This window comes from Planococcus sp. TJ-201 (assembly GCF_058268495.1).
Genome location: NZ_JBZDOG010000005.1, coordinates 84,447 through 104,854, shown reverse-complemented (window position 1 = coordinate 104,854; position 20,408 = coordinate 84,447). Strand labels below are relative to the sequence as shown.

20 protein-coding genes are annotated in these 20,408 nt (G+C 44.1%); 16 read left to right on the top strand and 4 right to left on the bottom strand.

Going from position 1 to position 20,408, the window contains the following annotated elements:
• Nucleotides 1-30 precede the first annotated feature (30 nt).
• Complete coding sequence (locus tag AC4EG4_RS13160) at nucleotides 31-1,581, bottom strand: BCCT family transporter (RefSeq protein WP_490988082.1); 1,551 nt, start codon at nucleotides 1,579-1,581, stop codon at nucleotides 31-33.
• 195 nt (nucleotides 1,582-1,776) lie between these two features.
• Here AC4EG4_RS13160 and AC4EG4_RS13155 point away from each other — a divergent pair, with 195 nt between their 5' ends.
• Both AC4EG4_RS13155 and hflX read left to right on the top strand, forming a co-directional pair.
• A complete protein-coding gene (locus tag AC4EG4_RS13155) occupies nucleotides 1,777-2,490 on the top strand; it encodes a VOC family protein (protein WP_490988081.1) in 714 nt (237 codons plus the stop codon).
• Between the two features lie 78 nt (nucleotides 2,491-2,568).
• Nucleotides 2,569-3,840: a GTPase HflX gene (gene hflX, locus AC4EG4_RS13150; protein ID WP_490988080.1), complete on the top strand. Its 1,272-nt coding sequence runs from the start codon at nucleotides 2,569-2,571 to the stop codon at nucleotides 3,838-3,840.
• A gap of 93 nt (nucleotides 3,841-3,933) precedes the next feature.
• Here hflX and AC4EG4_RS13145 read toward each other — a convergent pair whose 3' ends face one another.
• Nucleotides 3,934-5,652 carry an ABC transporter ATP-binding protein gene (locus AC4EG4_RS13145; RefSeq protein ID WP_490979664.1) on the bottom strand — a complete coding sequence of 573 codons (1,719 nt, stop codon included), beginning with the start codon at nucleotides 5,650-5,652 and terminating at the stop codon, nucleotides 3,934-3,936.
• Between the two features lie 206 nt (nucleotides 5,653-5,858).
• On the opposite strand from AC4EG4_RS13145, the gene AC4EG4_RS13140 reads away from it, so the two are divergent.
• From AC4EG4_RS13140 to AC4EG4_RS13100, 9 genes are all read left to right on the top strand, one after another.
• Nucleotides 5,859-6,722, top strand: coding sequence for a DUF6612 family protein (locus AC4EG4_RS13140; protein ID WP_490988079.1), 864 nt, complete (start codon nucleotides 5,859-5,861; stop codon nucleotides 6,720-6,722).
• A gap of 260 nt (nucleotides 6,723-6,982) precedes the next feature.
• Nucleotides 6,983-7,933: an ABC transporter permease gene (locus AC4EG4_RS13135; protein WP_490979666.1), complete on the top strand. Its 951-nt coding sequence runs from the start codon at nucleotides 6,983-6,985 to the stop codon at nucleotides 7,931-7,933.
• The gene (locus AC4EG4_RS13130; protein WP_490988078.1) at nucleotides 7,926-8,876 is read left to right on the top strand and encodes an iron chelate uptake ABC transporter family permease subunit; all 951 of its coding nucleotides are present in this window, start codon (nucleotides 7,926-7,928) and stop codon (nucleotides 8,874-8,876) included. Before AC4EG4_RS13135 ends, AC4EG4_RS13130 begins: the two co-directional genes overlap by 8 nt.
• Entirely contained in the window at nucleotides 8,873-9,634 is a 762-nt protein-coding gene (locus tag AC4EG4_RS13125; RefSeq protein ID WP_490979668.1) for an iron ABC transporter ATP-binding protein, read from the top strand. Before AC4EG4_RS13130 ends, AC4EG4_RS13125 begins: the two co-directional genes overlap by 4 nt.
• 21 nt (nucleotides 9,635-9,655) lie before the next feature.
• The gene (locus AC4EG4_RS13120) at nucleotides 9,656-10,618 is read left to right on the top strand and encodes a siderophore ABC transporter substrate-binding protein (RefSeq protein ID WP_490988077.1); all 963 of its coding nucleotides are present in this window, start codon (nucleotides 9,656-9,658) and stop codon (nucleotides 10,616-10,618) included.
• A gap of 19 nt (nucleotides 10,619-10,637) precedes the next feature.
• Nucleotides 10,638-10,946: an antibiotic biosynthesis monooxygenase family protein gene (locus tag AC4EG4_RS13115; protein WP_490988076.1), complete on the top strand. Its 309-nt coding sequence runs from the start codon at nucleotides 10,638-10,640 to the stop codon at nucleotides 10,944-10,946.
• A 264-nt stretch (nucleotides 10,947-11,210) separates the two neighbouring features.
• Nucleotides 11,211-12,275, top strand: a complete 1,065-nt coding sequence (locus tag AC4EG4_RS13110) for an ABC transporter permease (protein ID WP_490979671.1) — start codon at nucleotides 11,211-11,213, stop codon at nucleotides 12,273-12,275.
• Between the two features lie 3 nt (nucleotides 12,276-12,278).
• Nucleotides 12,279-12,947, top strand: a complete 669-nt coding sequence (locus AC4EG4_RS13105; protein ID WP_490979672.1) for an ABC transporter ATP-binding protein — start codon at nucleotides 12,279-12,281, stop codon at nucleotides 12,945-12,947.
• A 95-nt stretch (nucleotides 12,948-13,042) separates the two neighbouring features.
• The gene (locus AC4EG4_RS13100; protein ID WP_490979673.1) at nucleotides 13,043-13,681 is read left to right on the top strand and encodes a phosphatase PAP2 family protein; all 639 of its coding nucleotides are present in this window, start codon (nucleotides 13,043-13,045) and stop codon (nucleotides 13,679-13,681) included.
• 26 nt (nucleotides 13,682-13,707) lie between these two features.
• Here the strand turns inward: AC4EG4_RS13100 and AC4EG4_RS13095 are convergent, their stop codons facing one another.
• Both AC4EG4_RS13095 and AC4EG4_RS13090 read right to left on the bottom strand, forming a co-directional pair.
• Nucleotides 13,708-14,997: an ammonium transporter gene (locus AC4EG4_RS13095; RefSeq protein WP_490979674.1), complete on the bottom strand. Its 1,290-nt coding sequence runs from the start codon at nucleotides 14,995-14,997 to the stop codon at nucleotides 13,708-13,710.
• A 12-nt stretch (nucleotides 14,998-15,009) separates the two neighbouring features.
• The gene (locus tag AC4EG4_RS13090) at nucleotides 15,010-15,351 is read right to left on the bottom strand and encodes a P-II family nitrogen regulator (RefSeq protein WP_142827327.1); all 342 of its coding nucleotides are present in this window, start codon (nucleotides 15,349-15,351) and stop codon (nucleotides 15,010-15,012) included.
• A gap of 119 nt (nucleotides 15,352-15,470) precedes the next feature.
• Here AC4EG4_RS13090 and AC4EG4_RS13085 point away from each other — a divergent pair, with 119 nt between their 5' ends.
• The 5 genes from AC4EG4_RS13085 (at nucleotide 15,471) to AC4EG4_RS13065 (ending at nucleotide 20,370) form a co-directional block, all read left to right on the top strand.
• Entirely contained in the window at nucleotides 15,471-16,115 is a 645-nt protein-coding gene (locus AC4EG4_RS13085) for a uracil-DNA glycosylase (RefSeq protein ID WP_490979675.1), read from the top strand.
• 100 nt (nucleotides 16,116-16,215) lie between these two features.
• Complete coding sequence (zupT, locus tag AC4EG4_RS13080) at nucleotides 16,216-17,025, top strand: zinc transporter ZupT (RefSeq protein WP_490979676.1); 810 nt, start codon at nucleotides 16,216-16,218, stop codon at nucleotides 17,023-17,025.
• Between the two features lie 55 nt (nucleotides 17,026-17,080).
• Nucleotides 17,081-18,028 carry a DUF4003 family protein gene (locus AC4EG4_RS13075; protein WP_490988075.1) on the top strand — a complete coding sequence of 316 codons (948 nt, stop codon included), beginning with the start codon at nucleotides 17,081-17,083 and terminating at the stop codon, nucleotides 18,026-18,028.
• A 137-nt stretch (nucleotides 18,029-18,165) separates the two neighbouring features.
• The gene (locus tag AC4EG4_RS13070; RefSeq protein ID WP_490979678.1) at nucleotides 18,166-19,383 is read left to right on the top strand and encodes an MFS transporter; all 1,218 of its coding nucleotides are present in this window, start codon (nucleotides 18,166-18,168) and stop codon (nucleotides 19,381-19,383) included.
• 141 nt (nucleotides 19,384-19,524) lie between these two features.
• Nucleotides 19,525-20,370 carry a GNAT family N-acetyltransferase gene (locus AC4EG4_RS13065; protein WP_490979679.1) on the top strand — a complete coding sequence of 282 codons (846 nt, stop codon included), beginning with the start codon at nucleotides 19,525-19,527 and terminating at the stop codon, nucleotides 20,368-20,370.
• Nucleotides 20,371-20,408 lie beyond the last annotated feature (38 nt).

Sequence of the window (20,408 nt, the reverse complement as noted above, 5' to 3'; positions counted from 1 at the left end):
AGTTGGAAGAGCCACACGCTTTTTTGTTGATCATTTATTCCGCTGCTTTCGGGCTTCCTGTTCCATACGCTTGAATCGCTGCAATTCAGATTTTCGAATTGGCGGTGATTCTGTGCGAATGATTTTCGTGAAGGACCAAAGCATTAATACGAGCAGTACGGTAAACGGCAGAGCCGATATGAGCGAAGCTGTTTGAAGAGCTTCGAGTCCGCCTGCATAAAGCAAAACAGCTGCAATCGCAGACATCAAGATGCCCCACACAATTTTAAACGCTGTTGGTGGATTTAAGCTTCCGAAACTGGTCATAGAAGCCAAAATGTAAGTAGCCGAGTCGGCAGAAGTCACTAAGAACGTGAAAATCAGCAAAATAGCAAGAACCGACATAATGGTTGTCAGCGGCAAAACATCAAAAGTTTGGAACAAAGCAGATGTTAAGTCGTTGTTGACAGCTTCAGCGATACCAGTACCTTGGTTCAAGTCATACCAAAGCGCCGTTCCGCCAAAGACTGCGATCCATAGGCAAGCGATTGCCGGGGGAATGACAAGTACGCCCATGACGAATTCACGGATTGTCCGTCCTCTTGATACACGTGCGACAAAGGCGCCGACAAATGGTGACCAGGCAATTGCCCAAGCCCAATAGAAAATTGTCCACCCTTGCACCCAACTGCCATCTGCATAAGGTTCAAGGCGAAGGCTGTAAGTGACAAAGTTGGTGATGTAGTCGCCCATCGCCAATGTGAAGGTCTCCATAATGAAGACGGTTGGACCTGCAATAAAAACAAATACCATGAGAACCAAAGCCAATCCAAGATTCAAATTGCTTAAATAGGCAATCCCTTTTTTCAAGCCAGTAGAAGAAGATAAGGTATAAGCTGCGAACATGACTGCAATAATTCCCAACTGTACGGGAAAAGCATTGTCGATGCCAAATACTGCATTGAGTCCGCCGTTCATTTGGAGAACACCCAGGCCAAGAGATGTAGCAATTCCCATAACAGTTGCGATGACTGCAAGAGAATCAATAGAATGTTTGACCAACGGCTTGCTGCCGAGTACTGGTTCTAAAGCTGTGGAAACCAGGCCTGGCTTCTTTTTGCGGAATTGCAGAAATCCAATAACGAGTCCGACAATGGCAAATACCGACCATTGGCTGACGCCCCAGTGGAAAAATGAGTAGCCCATGGCAATTCTCGCGGCTTCCGGCGTTTGTGCTTCATTGCCGAAAGGAGTGGTGAAAAAATGGCTCATTGGTTCAGCTACGCCCCAAAAGACGAGACCTGCTCCAAATCCGGCAGAAAACAGCATGCCGATCCAAGTAAAGAAGGGGAATTCCGGACGGTCGCTGTCGGCTCCAAGCCGAATGCCGCCATATTTGGACAATGCGATGATAATAAGGAAGAGGGTGATAACAAATACAGTAAGCAAGTAAAACCAGCCAAAATTCAAGGTGGTGAAATTAAACAAACTTCCCGCTACTTCCCCGAACTGATTTGGTGTAACCGCGCCTAGAATAACTAGTATGAGAATAACAGCGGCGGATACAATAAATACGGGATTTTTCAATAATTTTTTATCCATCGTGACCTCCTATAAGTTTTTCTATAGTTTACCCTACCGAATATGCGGCGTAAAAACCACCCATATTGGTAAAAAAATCAAAATTATTGTTAAAATCTTTGTTTTACCTGTTTAGATTTTCAATTTCTCACTACTTAAAGGAAACTGACGAAAAGATGGCGAACGGTATAGCATGACAAAATTGTGAGGTGTTTTATGAAGTTGGATCATATTGTTCATTTCGTTCGAAAAAATCCACAGGAGGCAACCGCTCTCTGGAGAGAAAAAGGATTCCATGCGGCTGTAGGGGGCCAGCATATCAACTGGGGAACACATAACGCGCTGTTGTATGTAAAAGATTGTTATATCGAATGGTTGTCGGTCGAGAAGGAGGAAGTTGCCTCCCGCGCCGATCATCCACTTACCCGGCAGCTGCTCCATGACCAGGTAGGCTTTGGGACAGTTTGTTTGCGCACCAGCAATATTCGGTCAGTAAATGATGATTTAAAAGAACGGGGAATCCGTACTTCAGGCGTTCTGGATGCTGAACGGCGTACTGAAGCCGGCCAACTGATCCAGTGGAAAATGCTGTTCATTGAGGAAGAGGCATCATCTCAGCTCCCTTCTCCATTTTTCATTGAATGGCAGGAATCAGACCAAGAGCGTTACAAGAAATTAAAGGAAAACGGCGCTATTCTGCAATCAAATGCAGAACTGGCAATTGAACGCTGTGTTTTTGGGGTATGGAATCCTGAGGAAGCTGTGCAGAGGTGGCAGAAACTCCTGGGCGGCAGCTTAGAGCTGGAGAATTGCCAAATTGAATTCAGAAAAACCGGTCGTTCAAAAGAGCGGCTGGAAGAAGTGCATTTTGAAAAAGGTGTAGAGCCGGTTGAATTTGAACAAGGTGAGTACTGGCTGCCCCGCTTGTAGCCGGGCAGCAGAGAAACTGTGGTAAAATGAAGGAATCGAATAGGGAGTTTTCTTTCCTGAACTAGGAGGACATGATAAATGGATGAATTACAAGAAAAAGCGGTCATTGTCGGTGTCCAGCTTCAAAAAGACCTTCATTTCGCATATGGAATGGAAGAATTGCGCAATTTAGCAGAAGCCTGCAATGTTGAAGTGGCCGGTGAAATTACTCAAAACCTGGATCGCATCAATCCTTCCCATTATGTGGGAAGCGGAAAAGTTGAAGAAATCAAAGCTTTTTATGAAGAAACCGACGCGAATCTGGTTATCTTTAATGACGAGCTGTCGCCATCGCAAATCCGGAATCTTGAAGAAGACCTGGAATGCAAAGTAATTGACCGAACGATGCTGATTTTGGATATTTTCTCGCGGCGTGCAAAAACGCGCGAAGCACAAGTTCAGGTAGAACTGGCGCAGCTTCAATACATGCTGCCGCGATTGATTGGCTTGCGTGCGTCGCTTGGTCGCCAAGGCGGGAGCAGCAGCGGAGGCGTAGCCAACCGTGGAGCCGGTGAAACCAAGCTGGAGCTGGACCGCCGGAAAATCGAAGAACAGATTTCAAAACTGCACAAAGAGCTGGAACATATTAAAGACCAACGCGTTACACAGCGCAAACAACGCACCAAAAAGGGCATGCCTGTCGTCTCGCTGGTCGGCTACACGAATGCTGGAAAGTCGACAATCATGAACGGATTGTTGACAAAAACTGGACAAAATGAAGAAAAGCAAGTGTTTGAAAAAGACATGCTGTTTGCTACACTCGAAACTTCTGTCCGCCAGATTCGCTTAGAAGACAATAAAAGTTTCCTGCTGACAGATACAGTAGGGTTTGTCAGCAAGCTGCCGCATCACTTGGTAAAAGCGTTCCGTTCCACGTTGGAAGAAGCGAGAAATGCGGACTTGCTGCTGCATGTAGTGGATGTTTCCAATGAAGAACACCGCTACATGATGGAAGTGACAAATTTGACTTTGCAGGCTGTTGGAGTAGAAAATGTGCCCACGCTGTACGTTTACAATAAATCAGATCTGGCCGGTGTCCGTTATCCAGAAGTTACCGGAGACGGTGTATGGATTGCTGCAAAAGAAGGCAAAGGACTCGACGAACTGCTGGAAGTCGTCAAAAAACGAATTTTTGCAGATTATGTTACATGCCGTATGGTTATTCCATTCGATCGTGGGGACATTGTCGCTTATTTGAACGAACAAGCCAGCATTCTGGAGACGGAATACGAAGAAGAAGGCACAGTCTTAAAAGTAGAAATGAGCCACGAGGATTACGATCGCTACCAGGAATTTGTCGTCGGCAGCTAAAAAGAAAAAGACGCATCTCATTTTTATGAGATGCGTCTTTTTTACTTGCTCTTAAACTAGTTTGTTTATATCGCCATCACAATTCAAATGGTTTTATTGCTGAAACTGAATGCGATGGAGGTTGGCGAAAATGCCGTCGCTTTCCAGCAGTTCGCTGTAGCCGCCTTGCTCGGCAATCCCATCTTCTGTCACGACGATTACACGATCCGCATCACGTATTGTAGCGAGGCGATGCGCGATAATCAAAGTTGTGCGGTTTTCCGCAAGCTCTGCTAATGCTTCTTGGATGACGCGCTCTGTCTGCGTATCAAGTGCAGATGTCGCTTCATCCAGAATCAGGATTGGTGGATTTTTTAGGAACATGCGCGCGATTGCCAGGCGCTGTTTTTGGCCGCCGGACAATTTCAATCCACGTTCCCCGATTTGCGTATCATAGCCTTGCGGCAATTTCAGCACGAAATCTTCCAAATGAGCTTTTTTAGCAGCTGCTAAAATTTCTTCTTCGCTGGCATCCCGTTTGCCGTATGCAATGTTTTCACGGATGGTTCCTGTAAACAAGAAGACATCCTGTTGAACGATGCCGATTTGTGAGCGCAGCGAATGTTTGGTCATGTCACGGATATCCATGCCATCAATGGAGATGCTGCCTTCCTGGATGTCATAAAATCGTGGAATCAATGAACAAATGGTTGTTTTGCCGGCGCCTGAAGGACCAACAAAGGCAACAGTTTCTCCGGCACGCAAGTTCAAATCAATGCCTGATAACACAGGCTTGTTGTCATCATAACCGAAATGAACGTCTTCAAATGTAATATTACCGGTTAAGTTCCCGACAGCGACGGCGCCTTTACGGTCATTGATGTCAGGTGCTTGTTCGATCAATTCGCGGAAGCGGCTAAAGCCGGCCATGCCTTTTGGATAAAGCTCGAGCAATGCACTAATTTTATCGATTGGCTTGATCAAAACGTTTAGGAACAGGACGAAACTGACAAGTTCTCCGTAAGATAACTCACCTTGGAAGTTAAGCCATGCACCATAAACAAGGACGACCAAAGTCAGAAGGCGGGTCATCATATAAATACTCGAATGTGTGGCTGCCATCACTTTGTATGCGATCAGTTTTGCCAAGCGAAAACGGTCGTTATCTGATTTGAAGCGTTCGATTTCAAACTCTTCGTTTGTGAACGACTGAACCACACGTGCTCCTGAAACACTGTCTTCTACACGTCCATTAACGTCAGCAATTTTGCCGTACATGCTGCCCCATGCTTGATTCATCTTAATATTGCAGAACGTGATAAGCCAAATCAGGAATGGAATGACGATCAGCGTCACGAGTGCAAGTTTCGGATTGATCCAAAACATGATGCCGAATGCTCCGAAAAAGGTCATAATGGCGATAAAGAAATCTTCCGGCCCGTGATGGGCAAGTTCGCCGATGTCAAATAAATCATTGGTAACGCGGCTCATGATATGGCCGGTTTTGGTGTTATCAAAAAACCGGAAAGATTGCCGTTGAACGTGAGTGAATAACTCTTCTCTCATATCTGTTTCGATATTGATCCCTAGTTTATGGCCCAAGTAGCTGACGATATACTGTAAAAATGTACTCAATAGGAAAACGGCCAACAGCAGGAAACTGATTGTCGTAATGGTTCCCCAGTCACCGCTTGGCAACAGGTCGTCAATGAACCATTGAACAGCCACTGGAAATGCAAGCTCGAGAATCGCTACGAGCACAGCACTTGAAAAATCAATAATAAACAGCCGTTTGTGCGGCTTATAATAGCTGAAAAAATGTTTTAATCTCAAAAAATCCACCTCGTTTTTCTTGTCACAATGAAAAGTATAATCTAAATTGAAGAAATAAACGAATAGAATTTGGGTAAACAAGGAATATGAAACTATTTCCAATGTTTTTCGTAAAGAATTAAGGAGACTAACTCAACGAACTTGTTTGATTGCGTTGAGTGTTGAAAAGAACGGTAACCAATACGACTTAGAGGAGAGTGAACGTTTTGAAAAAATGGATCATGTTTATGAGCTCAGCTACTTTAGCCATAGGGCTATCTGCTTGCAGCGAAACAGCGGAACCGGTTTCTGGAGACGAAGCCGCACAAGGGGAAGACAGCGAGTTAACGGCTGAAGAGGTGTATACAAAATCGATGGAAGCTTCTGAGGGAATTACCAGTTTGCACGCAGATATTTTAACCGATCAGGTAATGGCTATGGAAGCTGAGGGCATGGAAATGAACATGACAATGGATTCTGCGATGGATATGACGATTGAGCCATTGGCATTTCATCAAACTGCAGAAACCTCTATTGTATCCGAGGATATAGAAAATGCTGATCCGATGAGCATGGAGATGTATTTTACGGATCAGGGCATGTTTATGTATGAAGGAACGATGGCTACTTGGCTGAAAATGCCAGACGAGAGCATTGAGGATTTAAAGGGCTTGGCTGATCAGCAAACCGCCGATCCTTCTCAACAGCTTGAAGAGTTGGCCGAGTTCCAGGAAGATTTTACATTTGAACAGTCTGAAGAGGAATACATTCTCACTCTCGATGCATCAGGGGAAAAATTCCAGGAGTTGATGGATCAACAATTGGAAAAAACCTTAGGACAAATGGAAATAGAAGCACAGATGGTACTCGAAGACATGACTATTCATTCGGTCAACTACGTTATCTATATCGACAAAGAAACGTTCCTGACTACGAGCATGGACATGATGATGGATATGGACATGAATATTGAAGGCGAAACGATGAATATCAAGTCGGATGTTCAGGCTGAATACAGTGAATACAACGAGATCGAAGCAATCACCGTGCCTGCTGAAGTGCTGGAGCAAGCTCAGGAAATTGCAGGTTAATCGGGCAAGGCGATTCCTGTGAGATGACTGAAGAAGCAAAGCGGCTAAATATTGAAAAAGAGCGTGCCATTTTCTGGCACGCTCTTTTTTCGATGGCACTCTTTCGTGTGTGACTAACTTTCTCATCTAAATGAAAATAATTCTCAATTATTTATTGACTCTTTCTTACATCATGCTATACTAAAACTTGTAAGTAAGTGATAATGATTATCATTATCGAATAATCAATATTCTTTATTGAGGACAGATGAGGGACAGTAATGAAAAAACGTTATTTAATACCAACATTAATCATACTGTCGATTGTTTCCTTGTTTGTCGGAGTCAGCAGTATCAGCATCGTTGATTTGTTTGACTTTCAGTCGGAAGAGACACAAATATTCCTGATCAGCCGTCTGCCAAGGCTGGTCGCGATTTTGCTGGCTGGTGCAGGAATGAGTATGGCAGGACTCATCATGCAGCAGTTAAGCCGCAATAAGTTCGTGTCTCCGACGACGGCAGGTACATTAGACGCCACTCGGCTTGGGATTCTCGTGTCGATGCTGTTGTTTGCAAACGCATCGATGCTGGAAAAAATGACAGTGGCGTTCGCTTTTGCGCTTGCCGGCACGTTTCTTTTCATGCAAATACTGAACCGCATCAAATTCAAAGATGCTATATTCATTCCTTTAGTTGGTTTGATGTTCGGGAACATCCTGTCTTCCATTACAACGTTTTTCGCTTACAGGGCGGACGTGATCCAAAATATGTCCGCTTGGCTGCAAGGTGACTTTTCGATGGTCATGAAGGGGAGTTATGAACTTCTCTACATCAGCGTTCCGGTCTTTGTTATCGCTTATCTCTATGCCAATCGCTTTACGGTCGCAGGAATGGGCGAAGACTTCTCCAAAAATTTGGGGATGAAGTACCGGAGCGTCGTCAACATCGGTTTGGTGCTCGTGGCTTTGATTACAGCGACGGTTGTTTTGACGGTAGGGGTTATCCCATTCCTTGGGTTGATCATTCCGAACATTGTCTCGATCTTCAAAGGAGATCATTTACAAAAAACATTGCCGCATACTGCAATGCTTGGAGCCATTTTCTTGCTGGTGTGCGATATCTTGGGAAGAGTGCTGATTTACCCGTATGAGATTTCCATCAGCTTGATGGTCGGCGTTATCGGAAGCTTCATTTTCCTCTTCTTGTTGTTTAGGAGGAAAGCATATGCGTGACCTACATAAAATGCTGATCTTAGTCGGCTTGGCTTTAGCAGCTTGTGGCGTTTATCTATTCCATGATTTGAATGGAAGTTTTGATTATGCATTGCCGCGGCGTGGCGTCAAAGTGTTTGCCATGGTGCTGACAGGAGTCGCCATCGCTTATGCGACAGTTGTCTTCCAGACAATTACCCATAACCGGATCCTGACGCCGAGCATTATGGGTTTGGATTCCTTGTATATGCTGCTTCAGACGGTGTTAATCTTTTTCCTCGGATCAGATCATGTAACCATTGTGAACAAGCAAGTGAATTTCATGCTGTCGATTGCTGTCATGGTTATCTTCGCATTGTTGTTTTACCGCTTGCTTTTCAAAAAGAATGATCGGCCGATTTACTTTCTCCTGTTGGTCGGCATCATTTGTGGAACGTTCTTTGGCAGTATCACGACTTTCTTGCAAGTCTTAATCGATCCCAATGAATTTTCAATCATCCAAGACCGGATGTTTGCCAGCTTTAATAATGTCAATTCAGATTTGGTGTGGACCTCCCTCGTCATCATCACCCTGTTGATTGCATTTGCCTGGAAACAAAATTCATCGCTGGATGTTCTGACGCTGGGGCGTGATACAGCCATCAACCTGGGCGTAGATTACGACGCCTTGGTAAAACAGATGCTGGTGCTATCAGCAGTATTGATTGCCATTGCCACGGCGCTGGTTGGACCGATTACCTTTTTCGGTTTGATTGTCGCCAACTTGTCCTATCAATTCTTTACCTCATACAAACATTCGGTTTTATTGATAGGGTCGATTGTCATTAGCATAGTGGCCTTAGTCGGTGGCCAGTGGGTAGTGGAGCGGATCTTCACGTTCAATACGACATTGAGCGTCATCATCAATTTCATCGGTGGGATTTATTTCATCTATCTACTATTAAAGGAGAGTCGATCTAAATGATCCAAGTTCGTGAATTGACAAAACTGTACGGGAAAAAAACAGTGGTGGAAAATGTCTCTGTGAACATTCAACGCGGCCAGATTACATCCTTTATCGGGCCGAACGGCGCTGGGAAATCGACCCTGCTTTCGATGGTCAGCCGGCTGTTGGATGCCGATACCGGCGAAGTGCTGATTGATTCAACCAATACCAAAAAGTTGAAGTCCAATGAATTTTCAAAACGCGTATCGATCTTAAAGCAGTCCAACTTTATGAATGTCCGTTTGACCATTCGCGAGCTTGTCTCTTTTGGCCGCTTTCCTTATTCAAAAGGCCGCCTGAACGATGAAGATGAAAAAATGGTGGACCAGTCAATCGACTACATGGATTTAAAGGAAATGGAAAACTCCTACCTGGATGAACTTTCAGGAGGACAGCGACAGCGAGCATTTATTGCCATGGTCATTGCACAGGATACGGATTACATCCTGTTGGATGAACCGTTGAATAACTTGGATATGAAGCATTCGGTCCAAATTATGAAAATTTTGCGCCGCTTGGTCGATGACCTCGGCAAAACAGTCGTTATCGTTCTTCATGACATCAACTTTGCTTCTGTCTATTCGGACCGTATCGTGGCATTGAAAAACGGCCGTGTGGTGAAAGATGGAACAACAGAAGAAATTATTCAAAGTGCAGCATTAAAAGAAATCTATGATATGGATATTCCAATTCAGCAGATGAACGATTGCCGGATTTGTGTGTATTTCAATTCTTAAAAAAGAGGAGCTCAAAACAACATGAAAAAATGGTTATTAACAGCCTTCACCCTAATGATGGTCGCTTTCCTGGCGGCTTGTGGATCAACTGAAGAAACAACTGAATCTGACACGGCAAACGCTGGAGCAGAAGAAACAGAAGAAATGACAGTAACACACGAGCTTGGAGAAACGACATTCAACAAAAATCCTGAAAAGGTAGTGGTTTTTGACTTTGGTGTACTGGATTCAATGGACCAATTAGAAATTGACGCTGTTGCAGGGGTTCCTCAAGCGAACGTTCCTGCTTACCTTGAAGAAGAATATGGCAACACAGAGAAATATGAAAATGTCGGTACATTAAAAGAAGCAGATTTTGAAGCGATTCATGCGATGGAGCCTGATTTGATTATTATTTCTGGGCGCCAGGCTGAAATGTATGAAGAATTTTCGGATATTGCACCAACGATTCATATGGCAGTAGATACAGAAAATTATATGGAATCATTTGAAGAGAACATGACCACTCTTGGCGAAATCTTCGCTAAAGAAGATCAAGTCGTTGAAGAACTGGCAGCGATTGATGCACAAATCGAAGAAGTAAAAGCAACAGTAAGTGAGTCGGATGAAAAAGCATTGATTACTTTGGCGAATGAAGGAAAAGTAAGTGCTTATGGTGCAGCTTCTCGTTTCGGAATTATTCATGATGTGTTCGGCGTTCAACAAGCGGATGAAGGCATTGAAGCTTCGACTCATGGGCAAAGCATTTCTTTTGAATACATCCTGGAAACTAACCCGGATATGATGTTCGTTGTTGACCGCAACGCGGCTGTCGGAAACGAAGCGAGCGCTGCAGATTCTCTAGAAAATGAATTGGTTCAAAAAACAACTGCTTATGAAAATGATAAAATCATCTACTTGGATCCAGACTTCTGGTACCTGTCGGGTGGCGGATTGCAGTCTGTCGCGCAAATGGTAACGGATGTGCAAACGGCATTCGAATAAACACAAAGGAGCGGATTGTATGTTCGTTCAAATGAAGCGAATTGTCGTAAAAGAAGGATTTGCAGAACTTGTATTAAATCGCTTTTCTGGCGAAGGCAAGCTTGAAAAACAGCCAGGTTATATCGACCGTACAGTACTGAAGAAAAATGTGCGCAGAGGCGACGAAGAAGTAATCGTTTATGTGCGCTGGAAATCAGAAAGTGACTGGAAAAATTGGGAGAAGCATCCTGATCATATTGCAGGCCACAAAGCCAATATCGGCAAACCGAAACCCGATCATGTTATCGAGTCATCGCAAAACACCTATCACGTTCACGCTGTAAGATGAGAAAAGGCGAACCCCAAGCGGTTCGCCTTTTTTGATGAGTTTTCACAAATCTGCAATAAATATTATATTTATATAAGGTTGATAAAGGAAAGAGATACGCGTATGCAGTATAATGGAGAATAACAAAAAGTATACTGGACTAAAGAACACAGCTTTTTTGGTTGTTTCATACTTAGTTTATGAGAAGGGTTCGTTATCTTTTTTCAGTACAACAAACGAAGTATTAGTTCCACCTGTTTTAATCAATGAAAAGGAAGTGAAAAGATGTTTTTGGCATGGAATGAAATCTTGAAAAATAAACTTCGGTTTACATTGATCATCGGTGTTTTGATGTTGGTCGCTTATTTAGTGTTTTTCTTGTCGGGTTTAGCAAACGGACTGGCAAGCTTAAACAGAGAAGCCGTAGACAAATGGGAAGCAGATGCCATCGTATTGACTGAGGAGTCGGATCAAAGCCTGACACAGTCTTCTTTTGCCATCGATTTAGCTGACGGCATCAATGCTGAAGAAACGGCTGTGCTTGGACAGCTCAATGCCATTGCGCAAACCGGGGATCAAAAAGCCAATGTGTCGATTTTTGGAATTGACAGTGATGAATTTATTATGCCGGAAATAACAGAAGGCACTGCATTTACCACCGGCAATGAAGTGATTGCTGGAGATTCTCTGAAAGATGATGGTTTTGAGTTAGGAGATACCTTAAGCTTATCTTCTACAGAAGAATCCTTGGAAATTGTTGGATTTACAGATGAAGCACGTTTTAACGCCGCACCTGTTTTGTATACAGATTTGGAAACATTTGAACGCGTGAAGTTTGGTGAAGATGTTGAAGCTGATAGCCAAATTAGCGGTGTTGTCGTGCGGACAGCCGATCTTTCCGAGGTAACAGATGAGCAAGATTTGGCTGTAATCGAGACGGAAACTTTCATTGAAAGCCTTCCTGGCTATACAGAACAAAGCTTGACGTTAAATTTTATGATTTATTTCTTGTTTGTTATTTCCTCTGTAATCGTTGCGATATTCCTTTACGTCCTGACTGTCCAGAAAATCAGCATGTTTGGCGTGATGAAAGCACAGGGAATTCCGAGCAGCTATCTGGCGCGGTCAGTTGTTGCGCAAACAGCCATTTTAGCTGCGATTGGTGTGGTAGTAGGCCTCGGACTAACGCTTCTGACAGGTGCTTTTTTGCCGGCTGCAGTTCCGGTATCGTTTGATATACCAATAATGCTGATCTATGGAGGGATTCTGATTTTGGTTGCCATATTAGGAGCCGTCTTCTCTGTGTTGACGATTGTAAAAATTGATCCATTAAAAGCGATTGGAGGTTAACTCATGCCGGTATTGGAAATGAAACAAGTGAAAAAATCATTCGGTACAGGACATAAACAAGTGGACGCATTGAAAGAAACGGACTTTCGTGCAGAACAAGGAGAACTGATCGCGGTCATTGGGCCTTCAGGTTCTGGCAAAAGCACCTTTTTAACGGTTGCCGGCGGGCTTTTGTCTCCAACAAGTGGAGAAGTTTTAATTAACAACGCAAACATTTCCGCGCTAAACGATAAACAGCTTTCTAAAATTCGTTTGAAAGAAATTGGTTTTATTCTGCAGGCATCTAATTTGGTGCCGTTCTTGACGGTGGAAAAACAGTTGAAGCTATTGGATAAAGTAAAAAAAGATAATATGTCCAAAGAACAGCTTGAACAGCTTTATAAAGATTTGGGGATTGGCGACCTCCGGGGCAAATATCCATCGGATCTTTCGGGAGGCGAACGCCAGCGGGTGGCAATTGCTAAAGCGTTATACAGCAATCCTTCCATCATTTTAGCAGATGAACCGACCGCTTCTTTAGATTCGGACCGGGCTTATGAGGTAATGGAATTATTGAAGACAGAAACAAAAAGCAAGAAAACAACCACGATTGTGGTGACTCACGATATTCGGCTAGTCGATTATTGCGACAAAGTATACAAAATGGTTGATGGGGTAATGGAACGCCAATAACGAAACTGACAATCATCTCCGCTTGCCGAAATGGTGAGCGGGGTTTTTAGTTTGCTTATGATAAACTGTAAATAATGAGGGAAGAGGTGGAGATCGTGAAGCGTCTTTTTTATCCGTTGGCAGTAGCGACCTTACTTGGTTTTTTTGCCATACTTGTAAACTATTCTGAGCCAGCTATGATTCGAATCGATCAGCGAGCGGCCGGACTATTGGGTGGACAACCGCTGCTCGACGGCATGTCAGTTTTAGGAGAGCCTTGGATGATTGCTGGTGTAAGTCTGGCCCTGCTTATTTACCTGTGGCTGTTCCGGAAAAATTACCGGGGAATGTTGTTTGTCTTCTTGGCTGTGGGTGTAGGAAATGTGTTGAATCAAGTAATGAAAGAATGGATTGAACGTCCGCGTCCAGATTTGCAACACGGCCTTGAATCTTTCAGTTTCCCATCCAATCATTCGATGGTTGGTATGCTGTACTTGTTTACACTGGCTTACTTTCTTTCCGAAGGCAGTGCCTCCAAAAAAACCAAAACGCTTATTTGGCTGTCGGCTGTCGGGCTATCGGTACTTGTCGCTTTATCAAGAGTGGCAGGAGGCGAGCATTATTTCTCTGATATAACTGCCGGCTTGTTTGTTGGCTATTCCTGGTTTGTGGCAGTAGCTGTCTGGTATGAGTTGCGTGAGCGCCAGTTTCGAAAAAGAGTGGAGGAACGAAAAAAAGAGGGATTTCCGGAGTAACCGGATTTCCCTCTTTTTTGTTTTATTTATGAAGTTGGTTTTTGAGAAGTTGGTGCGTCACCCAGCTGGTTCAGTCGATGCGCAAATGAATCATTGCCACCAGTCGGTGAACCAAGCAGGACATCCTGCATGGAGTAAGCCTGAGAGCCATGCTCTGAAAAGTCTAAGCCAACTTCTTCTTCTTCAGCAGTCACTCTGAGTGGCACAAGGCTGCCAATAGCGAACAACACCAGTCCAGTTGAAATGGAAGCCCATGCAATTACTGCCAAAACTCCCACTGCCTGGAGTCCAAGAATTTCTACGCCGCCTCCATAAAATAAACCGTTGGTAGTATCAAACAAGCCGACTGCAAGCGTCCCCCAGATACCTGCAATACCGTGAACAGAAATAGCTCCGACCGGATCATCGACACGAATTTTAGAATCCAACAAACGGATTGCTTCGGTCATGATGACTCCCGCTATCAAACCAATGGCGATGGCGCCAATAAGGGAAACGTTTGCCGCACCTGCTGTAATTCCGACGAGACCTGCGAGCGCACCGTTCATGGTCAATGAAGCATCAATGCGGCCATAGCGCAGGCGTGTATATCCTGCAGTAGCAAGGACGCCGGCAGAAGCGGCCAAGAGTGTATTGGCAATTACTGGAGGCACGAGTGCAGGATCAGCTGCCAAGGTGCTGCCACCATTAAATCCGAACCAGCCGAGCCAAAGAATGAAGACGCCTAGTGCGCCAAGCGGTAAACTGTGGCCAGGAATCGTATTGACGGACTTGCCGCTGTACTTGCCAATGCGGGGGCCAATTTTCCAAGCAGCAATAAATGCAGCAACTGCACCAGTTAAATGCACTACCGTAGATCCGGCGAAATCAATAAAGCCGATTTCTGACAGCCAGCCGCCGCCCCATACCCAATGTCCGACGACTGGATAAATAACAGCAGTCATGGCGATTGTCAACAGGATATAAGCAGATAAATGCATCCGTTCAGCTACCGCACCCGAAATGATCGTTGCACATGTGGCGGCAAAAACTGCCTGGAAGACAAAGAACCCAATGTCTTCAACCCCTGATAGGGCAAACCCTTCTGTGCCGATTAATCCGAAAGCCGACGGGCCAAACATAAGAGCGTATCCAACGATAAAATAAAGAATCGACCCAAGTGCAACAGTAATCATGTTTTTCATTAAAATATTCAAGGTGTTTTTAGAACGTGTAAAGCCCGACTCCACCATAGCGAATCCTGCATGCATGAAAAATACCAGCATAGCCCCAAGCATTACCCACAACATATCTACTGAACTTTGAACTGCTTCCATCTAATCTCCTCCTTATCCAATCGCGACAATGCCGCGTTCTTTTGTTCTGATTCGTATTGCTTCTTCGACAGGTAAAATGAAAATTTTGCCATCTCCAACTTGTCCGGTTGAAGCGTATTCCAGTAAAGCTTGGATGATATCTTCGACCTTATCGTCATCCACTACCATTTCCAATTTTAGTTTCGGAGAAAATTCCATCGTGTAGGCATTGCCACGGAATAAACCGACTCGGCCTTCCTGCTTTCCGATTCCCGCAATTTCCGTTACACTCAAACCGTCTATTCCTTCAAGCGCCAAAGCCTGGCGAACATCCGCGAAAACAGAGGGCCGAATAATCGTTTCAATCTTTTTCATGTCTTTTCCTCCTTAATGTTAGGTTTGTTAACATATTAGTTTATATTTTCTGATAATGCAAGTGTTATTTTATTTTAATGTTAGGTTTCCTGACGTATTAGGAATTGGAGTGGATTCGAATGTATAGAATTTCAGAAGAACTAGCTGCACTGGGGAAAAAAAGAATCGAAGGTTACCCTGTTGAGGGCTTTGTCTGGGGAAGTGGCCCTGAAAATCCTGCAATCATGTTGGTGGGAGAAGCGCCAGGAGAAAACGAAGTAGAAACCGGTATTCCTTTTACGGGACGGGCTGGAAAAGAATTAATGGCATCTTTGGAAAGTGTCGGATTGGCAAGAGAAGATGTTTATATTACAAGTGCGGTGCGGAGCCGTCCCTATAAGTGGGGAACCAAAACCAAACGCAACGGGGAGACTCTTGAAAGAAAATACAACCGGGCGCCAAGCAAAAAGGAAATTATCGCACATGCACCGATACTGGATACAGAGATTCGGGATGTTCAGCCTCCGCTGATTGTGACCTTAGGAAATGTGGGATTGCAAAGATTGATCGGGCCAAAGGCAAAAGTCACGGAACTTCACGGAGCCTTAATGGAAACGCCCATTTTATATTGGGATGACAAAGAAGGAGCTTTTAAAGAAACTGCCGAAGTTTATCACATATTCCCAACTTTTCATCCAGCCAGCGTATTTTATAATCCGCCTGTCCGCGAGTTAAAGGATGAAGATTGGAGAAAGCTGAAATCCTTGCTTGGAAGAGTGAGATAAATGAATAATTGAAAATCTTTCCTTATTAAAAAAAGTTGCACTAAGGAAACTTTTGGCGTACAATAACCTTATTCACTAGAATCGGGAGGAAGGCATGTCTATGGACAGTACAGTCTTATTTGCGCTAGGGTTAACTCTTTTTGCTGGGCTGGCAACAGGGATTGGCAGTTTAATTGCATTTTTTGCATCCCGCACTAATACAAAATTCCTTTCAGTGTCGCTGGGTTTTTCAGCTGGTGTGATGATTTACGTTTCCTTAATTGAAATCTTTGTTAAAGCAAAAGATTCTCTGACGAATGCCCATGGCGAAAGTATGGGATATTGGCTGACTCTGGCTGGCTTTTTTGGCGGGATGGTATTTATGGCGGTATTAGATCGGATTCTTCCTCAACTTGGAAATCCGCATGAAGTCAAAACAGTAGAGGATATGGATGACGGACCTACCAATGATGAATATGCCCGGCTTCGCAAGATGGGTATTTTTACTGCTTTAGCAATTGGTATCCACAATTTTCCGGAGGGAATTGCGACATTCATGTCAGCGATACAGGATCCAGCGCTCGGAATCGCCATCGCCATTGCGGTAGCAATTCATAATATTCCGGAAGGGATTGCTGTATCGGTCCCAATTTATTATGCAACCGGAAGCCGAAAGAAGGCTTTTAAATACAGTTTTCTTTCGGGGATTTCAGAACCCGTCGGAGCAATTGCTGCTTGGCTTTTCCTGATGCCATTTCTAAGTGATACTTTGTTTGGAATTATATTTGCAGGCGTAGCCGGCATCATGGTCTTCATCTCACTTGATGAACTGTTGCCTGCTGCCAAACGCTATGATGAAGCGCATCTGTCTATCTATGGACTAGTAGCCGGTATGGCCGTCATGGCTGTTAGCCTGGTCTTGATCGTCTGATTTTGAAACTTCTCACCTCCTTTTCTCGTAATAATAGAGAAAAGGAGGCTTTTTTATGGATATCAAACGCATTGAACAAACTTTCTCGGAAGTATCAACAACTACAGGCTGGGCAGTAGACAAACGAATTGCATTAGCTGTCGCGAATATCTATTTATCACGTGACCAAGCTTTTGAGAAGAACATCCATGAAGCAGCAGTTGAAATCATTAAAAAGAACGAAGGATGGACTTCACCTCTTCGCTCCCACTTGCTTCATGTGGCGGCCGCCTTCATGGTGATGAGAGAAGAGGATGTGGAAAGTTCATTAAAACTGGTCAATCAAAATCAGAAAGCATTGAATGATGCAGGATTCTGGAAAACTTCCTATACGTATCTCGCAGCTTTGCTAATGAAAAAACCGGAAGAAGCCGAACGAACAAGAGAATTGTACGAAGAGATGAAAGAGCACCATAAGTTTCTTACATCAAACGAAGACATCCCTTACGCAGCATTGCTTAGCGACAGGGAAGGTTCCCTTGAAGAGCGCGCAGCGACCATGAATATGTATTATCGTGATCTTCGCGAGCAAGGTTTTACTATGGGCAATGATCTCCAATGGCTGTCCCAAATTATGACGTTTGATCTTCCGGGATATGATCCGAAAATGGTAGGGCGGGTATTGGCTATCCACCAATTTTTCAAAGATGAAAAAATTAAAATACGTTTGGCGCAGTATCCCATTCTTGGATTTTTAGCGGTGACACAAGTGGATGGGGAGGCACTGAGAGCGATTGCGGAAAATACGCGTGAACTGGAAAGTAATAAGATTTTTCGCTGGTATAAGGATATGGCTTTTTCGACAGCTGTTCAGCAAGCAATGACGGACCATATAGAAGTACAGGATATTTCTGCCATGACGTTTGCCACTTCGCTGGAAACTTTGATGCAAGCACAGCAAGCAGCGATGATGATCAGTGTAAATGCCGCAATGATTTCAACTTCAAACAATTCTTCCAACTGATTTTTAAAAAACTTCTCTTTCCGATCTTTATTTATTAGAAAAAAAAGACTTTTTCGACGGGACTTGTCACCAATTCGCCACAAGCGTATAGTGTGTAAAGACAGAACTATACATGTGTAAAGACAAGGAGAATGACAATGTCGACTGTGGCTGAAAAAAATCCAAGTTCTATTTCAAGAAATAAATTATTGTGGGTTGCAGGGCTGGGTTGGCTCTTTGATGCAATGGATGTCGGCATCTTAGCTTTTGTTATCGCAGCCTTGCACGAAGATTGGGGTCTGACTTCCAGTGAAATGGGCTGGATTGGAAGTGTCAACTCAATCGGAATGGCAGTTGGTGCCTTCGTCTTCGGCATTTATGCAGACCGTGTGGGCAGAAAGAAAATCTTCATCATTACTTTGCTGCTGTTTTCGATTGCCAGTGGAATCTCGGCTTTTACAACGACACTTGCAGCGTTCCTGGTCCTGCGCTTTTTTGTAGGGATGGGATTAGGTGGTGAACTGCCGGTAGCATCTACTTTAGTTTCAGAAAGTGTACCAGCAAAAGAACGGGGGCGCGTTGTTGTTCTTTTGGAAAGTTTTTGGGCAGCAGGCTGGTTGGTCGCAGCGGTAATTTCGTATTTTATCATTCCAGAGTACGGTTGGCGTGTGGCTTTACTGCTGACAGCATTGCCAGCATTTTATGCATTGTATCTTCGCATCAATTTGCCCGATTCACCTCAGTTCTCAGCGAAAAAGAATGTGTTACGATCCGTTTCTACCAATATTAAAGAGGTATGGTCAAAAAAATACAGACGTCCTACTTTAATGCTGTGGATTGTCTGGTTTACGGTTGTTTTTTCTTATTACGGAATGTTCCTTTGGTTGCCGAGTGTCATGGTGCTTAAAGGCTTCACCCTTATCCAGAGTTTTCAATATGTATTAATCATGACGTTGGCACAATTGCCTGGTTATTTTTCTGCAGCTTGGTTGATCGAGCGTGCCGGCAGAAAATTTGTATTGGTCACGTATTTAATCGGAACAGCTGCCAGTGCATTGGCGTTTGGCAATGCGGATACTATTACTTTATTAATTGTTGCGGGCGCTTTCCTGTCGTTCTTCAACTTGGGAGCATGGGGAGCGTTGTACGCGTATTCACCGGAACAGTATCCGACTGTGATTCGCGGAACCGGAACCGGAATGGCGGCATCTTTTGGCCGCATTGGCGGCGTTCTTGGTCCGCTTTTGGTTGGCTCAATGCTGACAGCTGGTATTGGCATCAATGTGATTTTTGGGATTTTCTGTGTTTCCATACTCATTGGAGCAATGGCAGTAGCATTTTTAGGGACCGAAACAAAGCAAATGGAATTGGAATAAGCCGACTCAAAAACAACGTCTCCAATCGTTATTCGGAGGACGTTGTTTTTTCATGAAAGAAATATAAATACGAGCAGGAGATTTTCCATAATATAGCTAATACTTATGAAGAGGAATTACGAAAGAAATGGGCGTGGGGAAATGGAACTGCTTATCTACTCTGATTCGGCAACGTTTACGGACAAAGTTGCACCGCTACTGTATAAAAATGAAGATATCTATAGTTTGTTTTTGGGAGTGCTTGGCCAGATTCAAAAAAACCAGTATGAAGAGTATTTTTTAGCGATTGCAGAAATTGAAGGTGAGATTGTTGGGGCTTGTTTGATGACGCCGCCTCATGCTTTACAGTTAGTCATTTTTCAGCCGTTGCCAGAAATTGAACGAGAGATTGCTGGACATTTGCAGAATCTTGGAGTCGAAATCACTGGGGTTGTGGGGGAGCAGGAGACAAGCCGTCTTTTTGCGGAAGCCTGGACTAAACCGACAGAAGAACACGTAAAAGTAATGATGAACCAGGGGTTATATCGCATCGATGCAGTAAATAAAGGATTGAAAAAAAGTGAGGGTGCGTGGCGAGTTGCCAGTAAAAAAGATACAGAGCTTCTTGAAGAATGGTATAGGCTCTTTGAGGAGGATACGGGGATTGGGCGCTCTACCCAGACACAAGCAGCGCACCGGATCGCCGAGTTTTTAGAAAGAAAGGAAGTCTACGTGTGGGAAGTAGCCGGAGTGGTCGTGTCGTGTATGAAGAAAGCGCGTCCTTCTAAAAATGGCATTACGGTATCCTTCGTATTTACTCCGAAAGACTATCGGGGCAGAGGATATGCCCGGACGCTGGTTGCTGAAGTTACAGAGGAACTACTGCTAGAGTTTGACTTTGTCATGCTTTACACGGATTTGAGCAACGCCACCGCCAATAAAATATACAGAGAAATCGGTTACGCGCAAATTGCTAATCCGGTGCATCTCGTGTTTGGAGAACACTAATTATTCCGTGAAACTTTTAGAGGAGTAAAGCGACCTGC

Coding starts and splice junctions, on each gene's coding strand:
- AC4EG4_RS13130 (WP_490988078.1), top strand. CDS start 7,926: ATGCGTGACCTACATAAAATGCTGATCTTAGTCGGCTTGGCTTTAGCA.
- AC4EG4_RS13125 (WP_490979668.1), top strand. CDS start 8,873: ATGATCCAAGTTCGTGAATTGACAAAACTGTACGGGAAAAAAACAGTG.
- AC4EG4_RS13110 (WP_490979671.1), top strand. CDS start 11,211: ATGTTTTTGGCATGGAATGAAATCTTGAAAAATAAACTTCGGTTTACA.
- AC4EG4_RS13120 (WP_490988077.1), top strand. CDS start 9,656: ATGAAAAAATGGTTATTAACAGCCTTCACCCTAATGATGGTCGCTTTC.
- AC4EG4_RS13115 (WP_490988076.1), top strand. CDS start 10,638: ATGTTCGTTCAAATGAAGCGAATTGTCGTAAAAGAAGGATTTGCAGAA.
- hflX (WP_490988080.1), top strand. CDS start 2,569: ATGGATGAATTACAAGAAAAAGCGGTCATTGTCGGTGTCCAGCTTCAA.
- AC4EG4_RS13075 (WP_490988075.1), top strand. CDS start 17,081: ATGGATATCAAACGCATTGAACAAACTTTCTCGGAAGTATCAACAACT.
- zupT (WP_490979676.1), top strand. CDS start 16,216: ATGGACAGTACAGTCTTATTTGCGCTAGGGTTAACTCTTTTTGCTGGG.
- AC4EG4_RS13105 (WP_490979672.1), top strand. CDS start 12,279: ATGCCGGTATTGGAAATGAAACAAGTGAAAAAATCATTCGGTACAGGA.
- AC4EG4_RS13070 (WP_490979678.1), top strand. CDS start 18,166: ATGTCGACTGTGGCTGAAAAAAATCCAAGTTCTATTTCAAGAAATAAA.
- AC4EG4_RS13160 (WP_490988082.1), bottom strand. CDS start 1,581: ATGGATAAAAAATTATTGAAAAATCCCGTATTTATTGTATCCGCCGCT.
- AC4EG4_RS13095 (WP_490979674.1), bottom strand. CDS start 14,997: ATGGAAGCAGTTCAAAGTTCAGTAGATATGTTGTGGGTAATGCTTGGG.
- AC4EG4_RS13090 (WP_142827327.1), bottom strand. CDS start 15,351: ATGAAAAAGATTGAAACGATTATTCGGCCCTCTGTTTTCGCGGATGTT.
- AC4EG4_RS13085 (WP_490979675.1), top strand. CDS start 15,471: ATGTATAGAATTTCAGAAGAACTAGCTGCACTGGGGAAAAAAAGAATC.
- AC4EG4_RS13155 (WP_490988081.1), top strand. CDS start 1,777: ATGAAGTTGGATCATATTGTTCATTTCGTTCGAAAAAATCCACAGGAG.
- AC4EG4_RS13065 (WP_490979679.1), top strand. CDS start 19,525: ATGGAACTGCTTATCTACTCTGATTCGGCAACGTTTACGGACAAAGTT.
- AC4EG4_RS13135 (WP_490979666.1), top strand. CDS start 6,983: ATGAAAAAACGTTATTTAATACCAACATTAATCATACTGTCGATTGTT.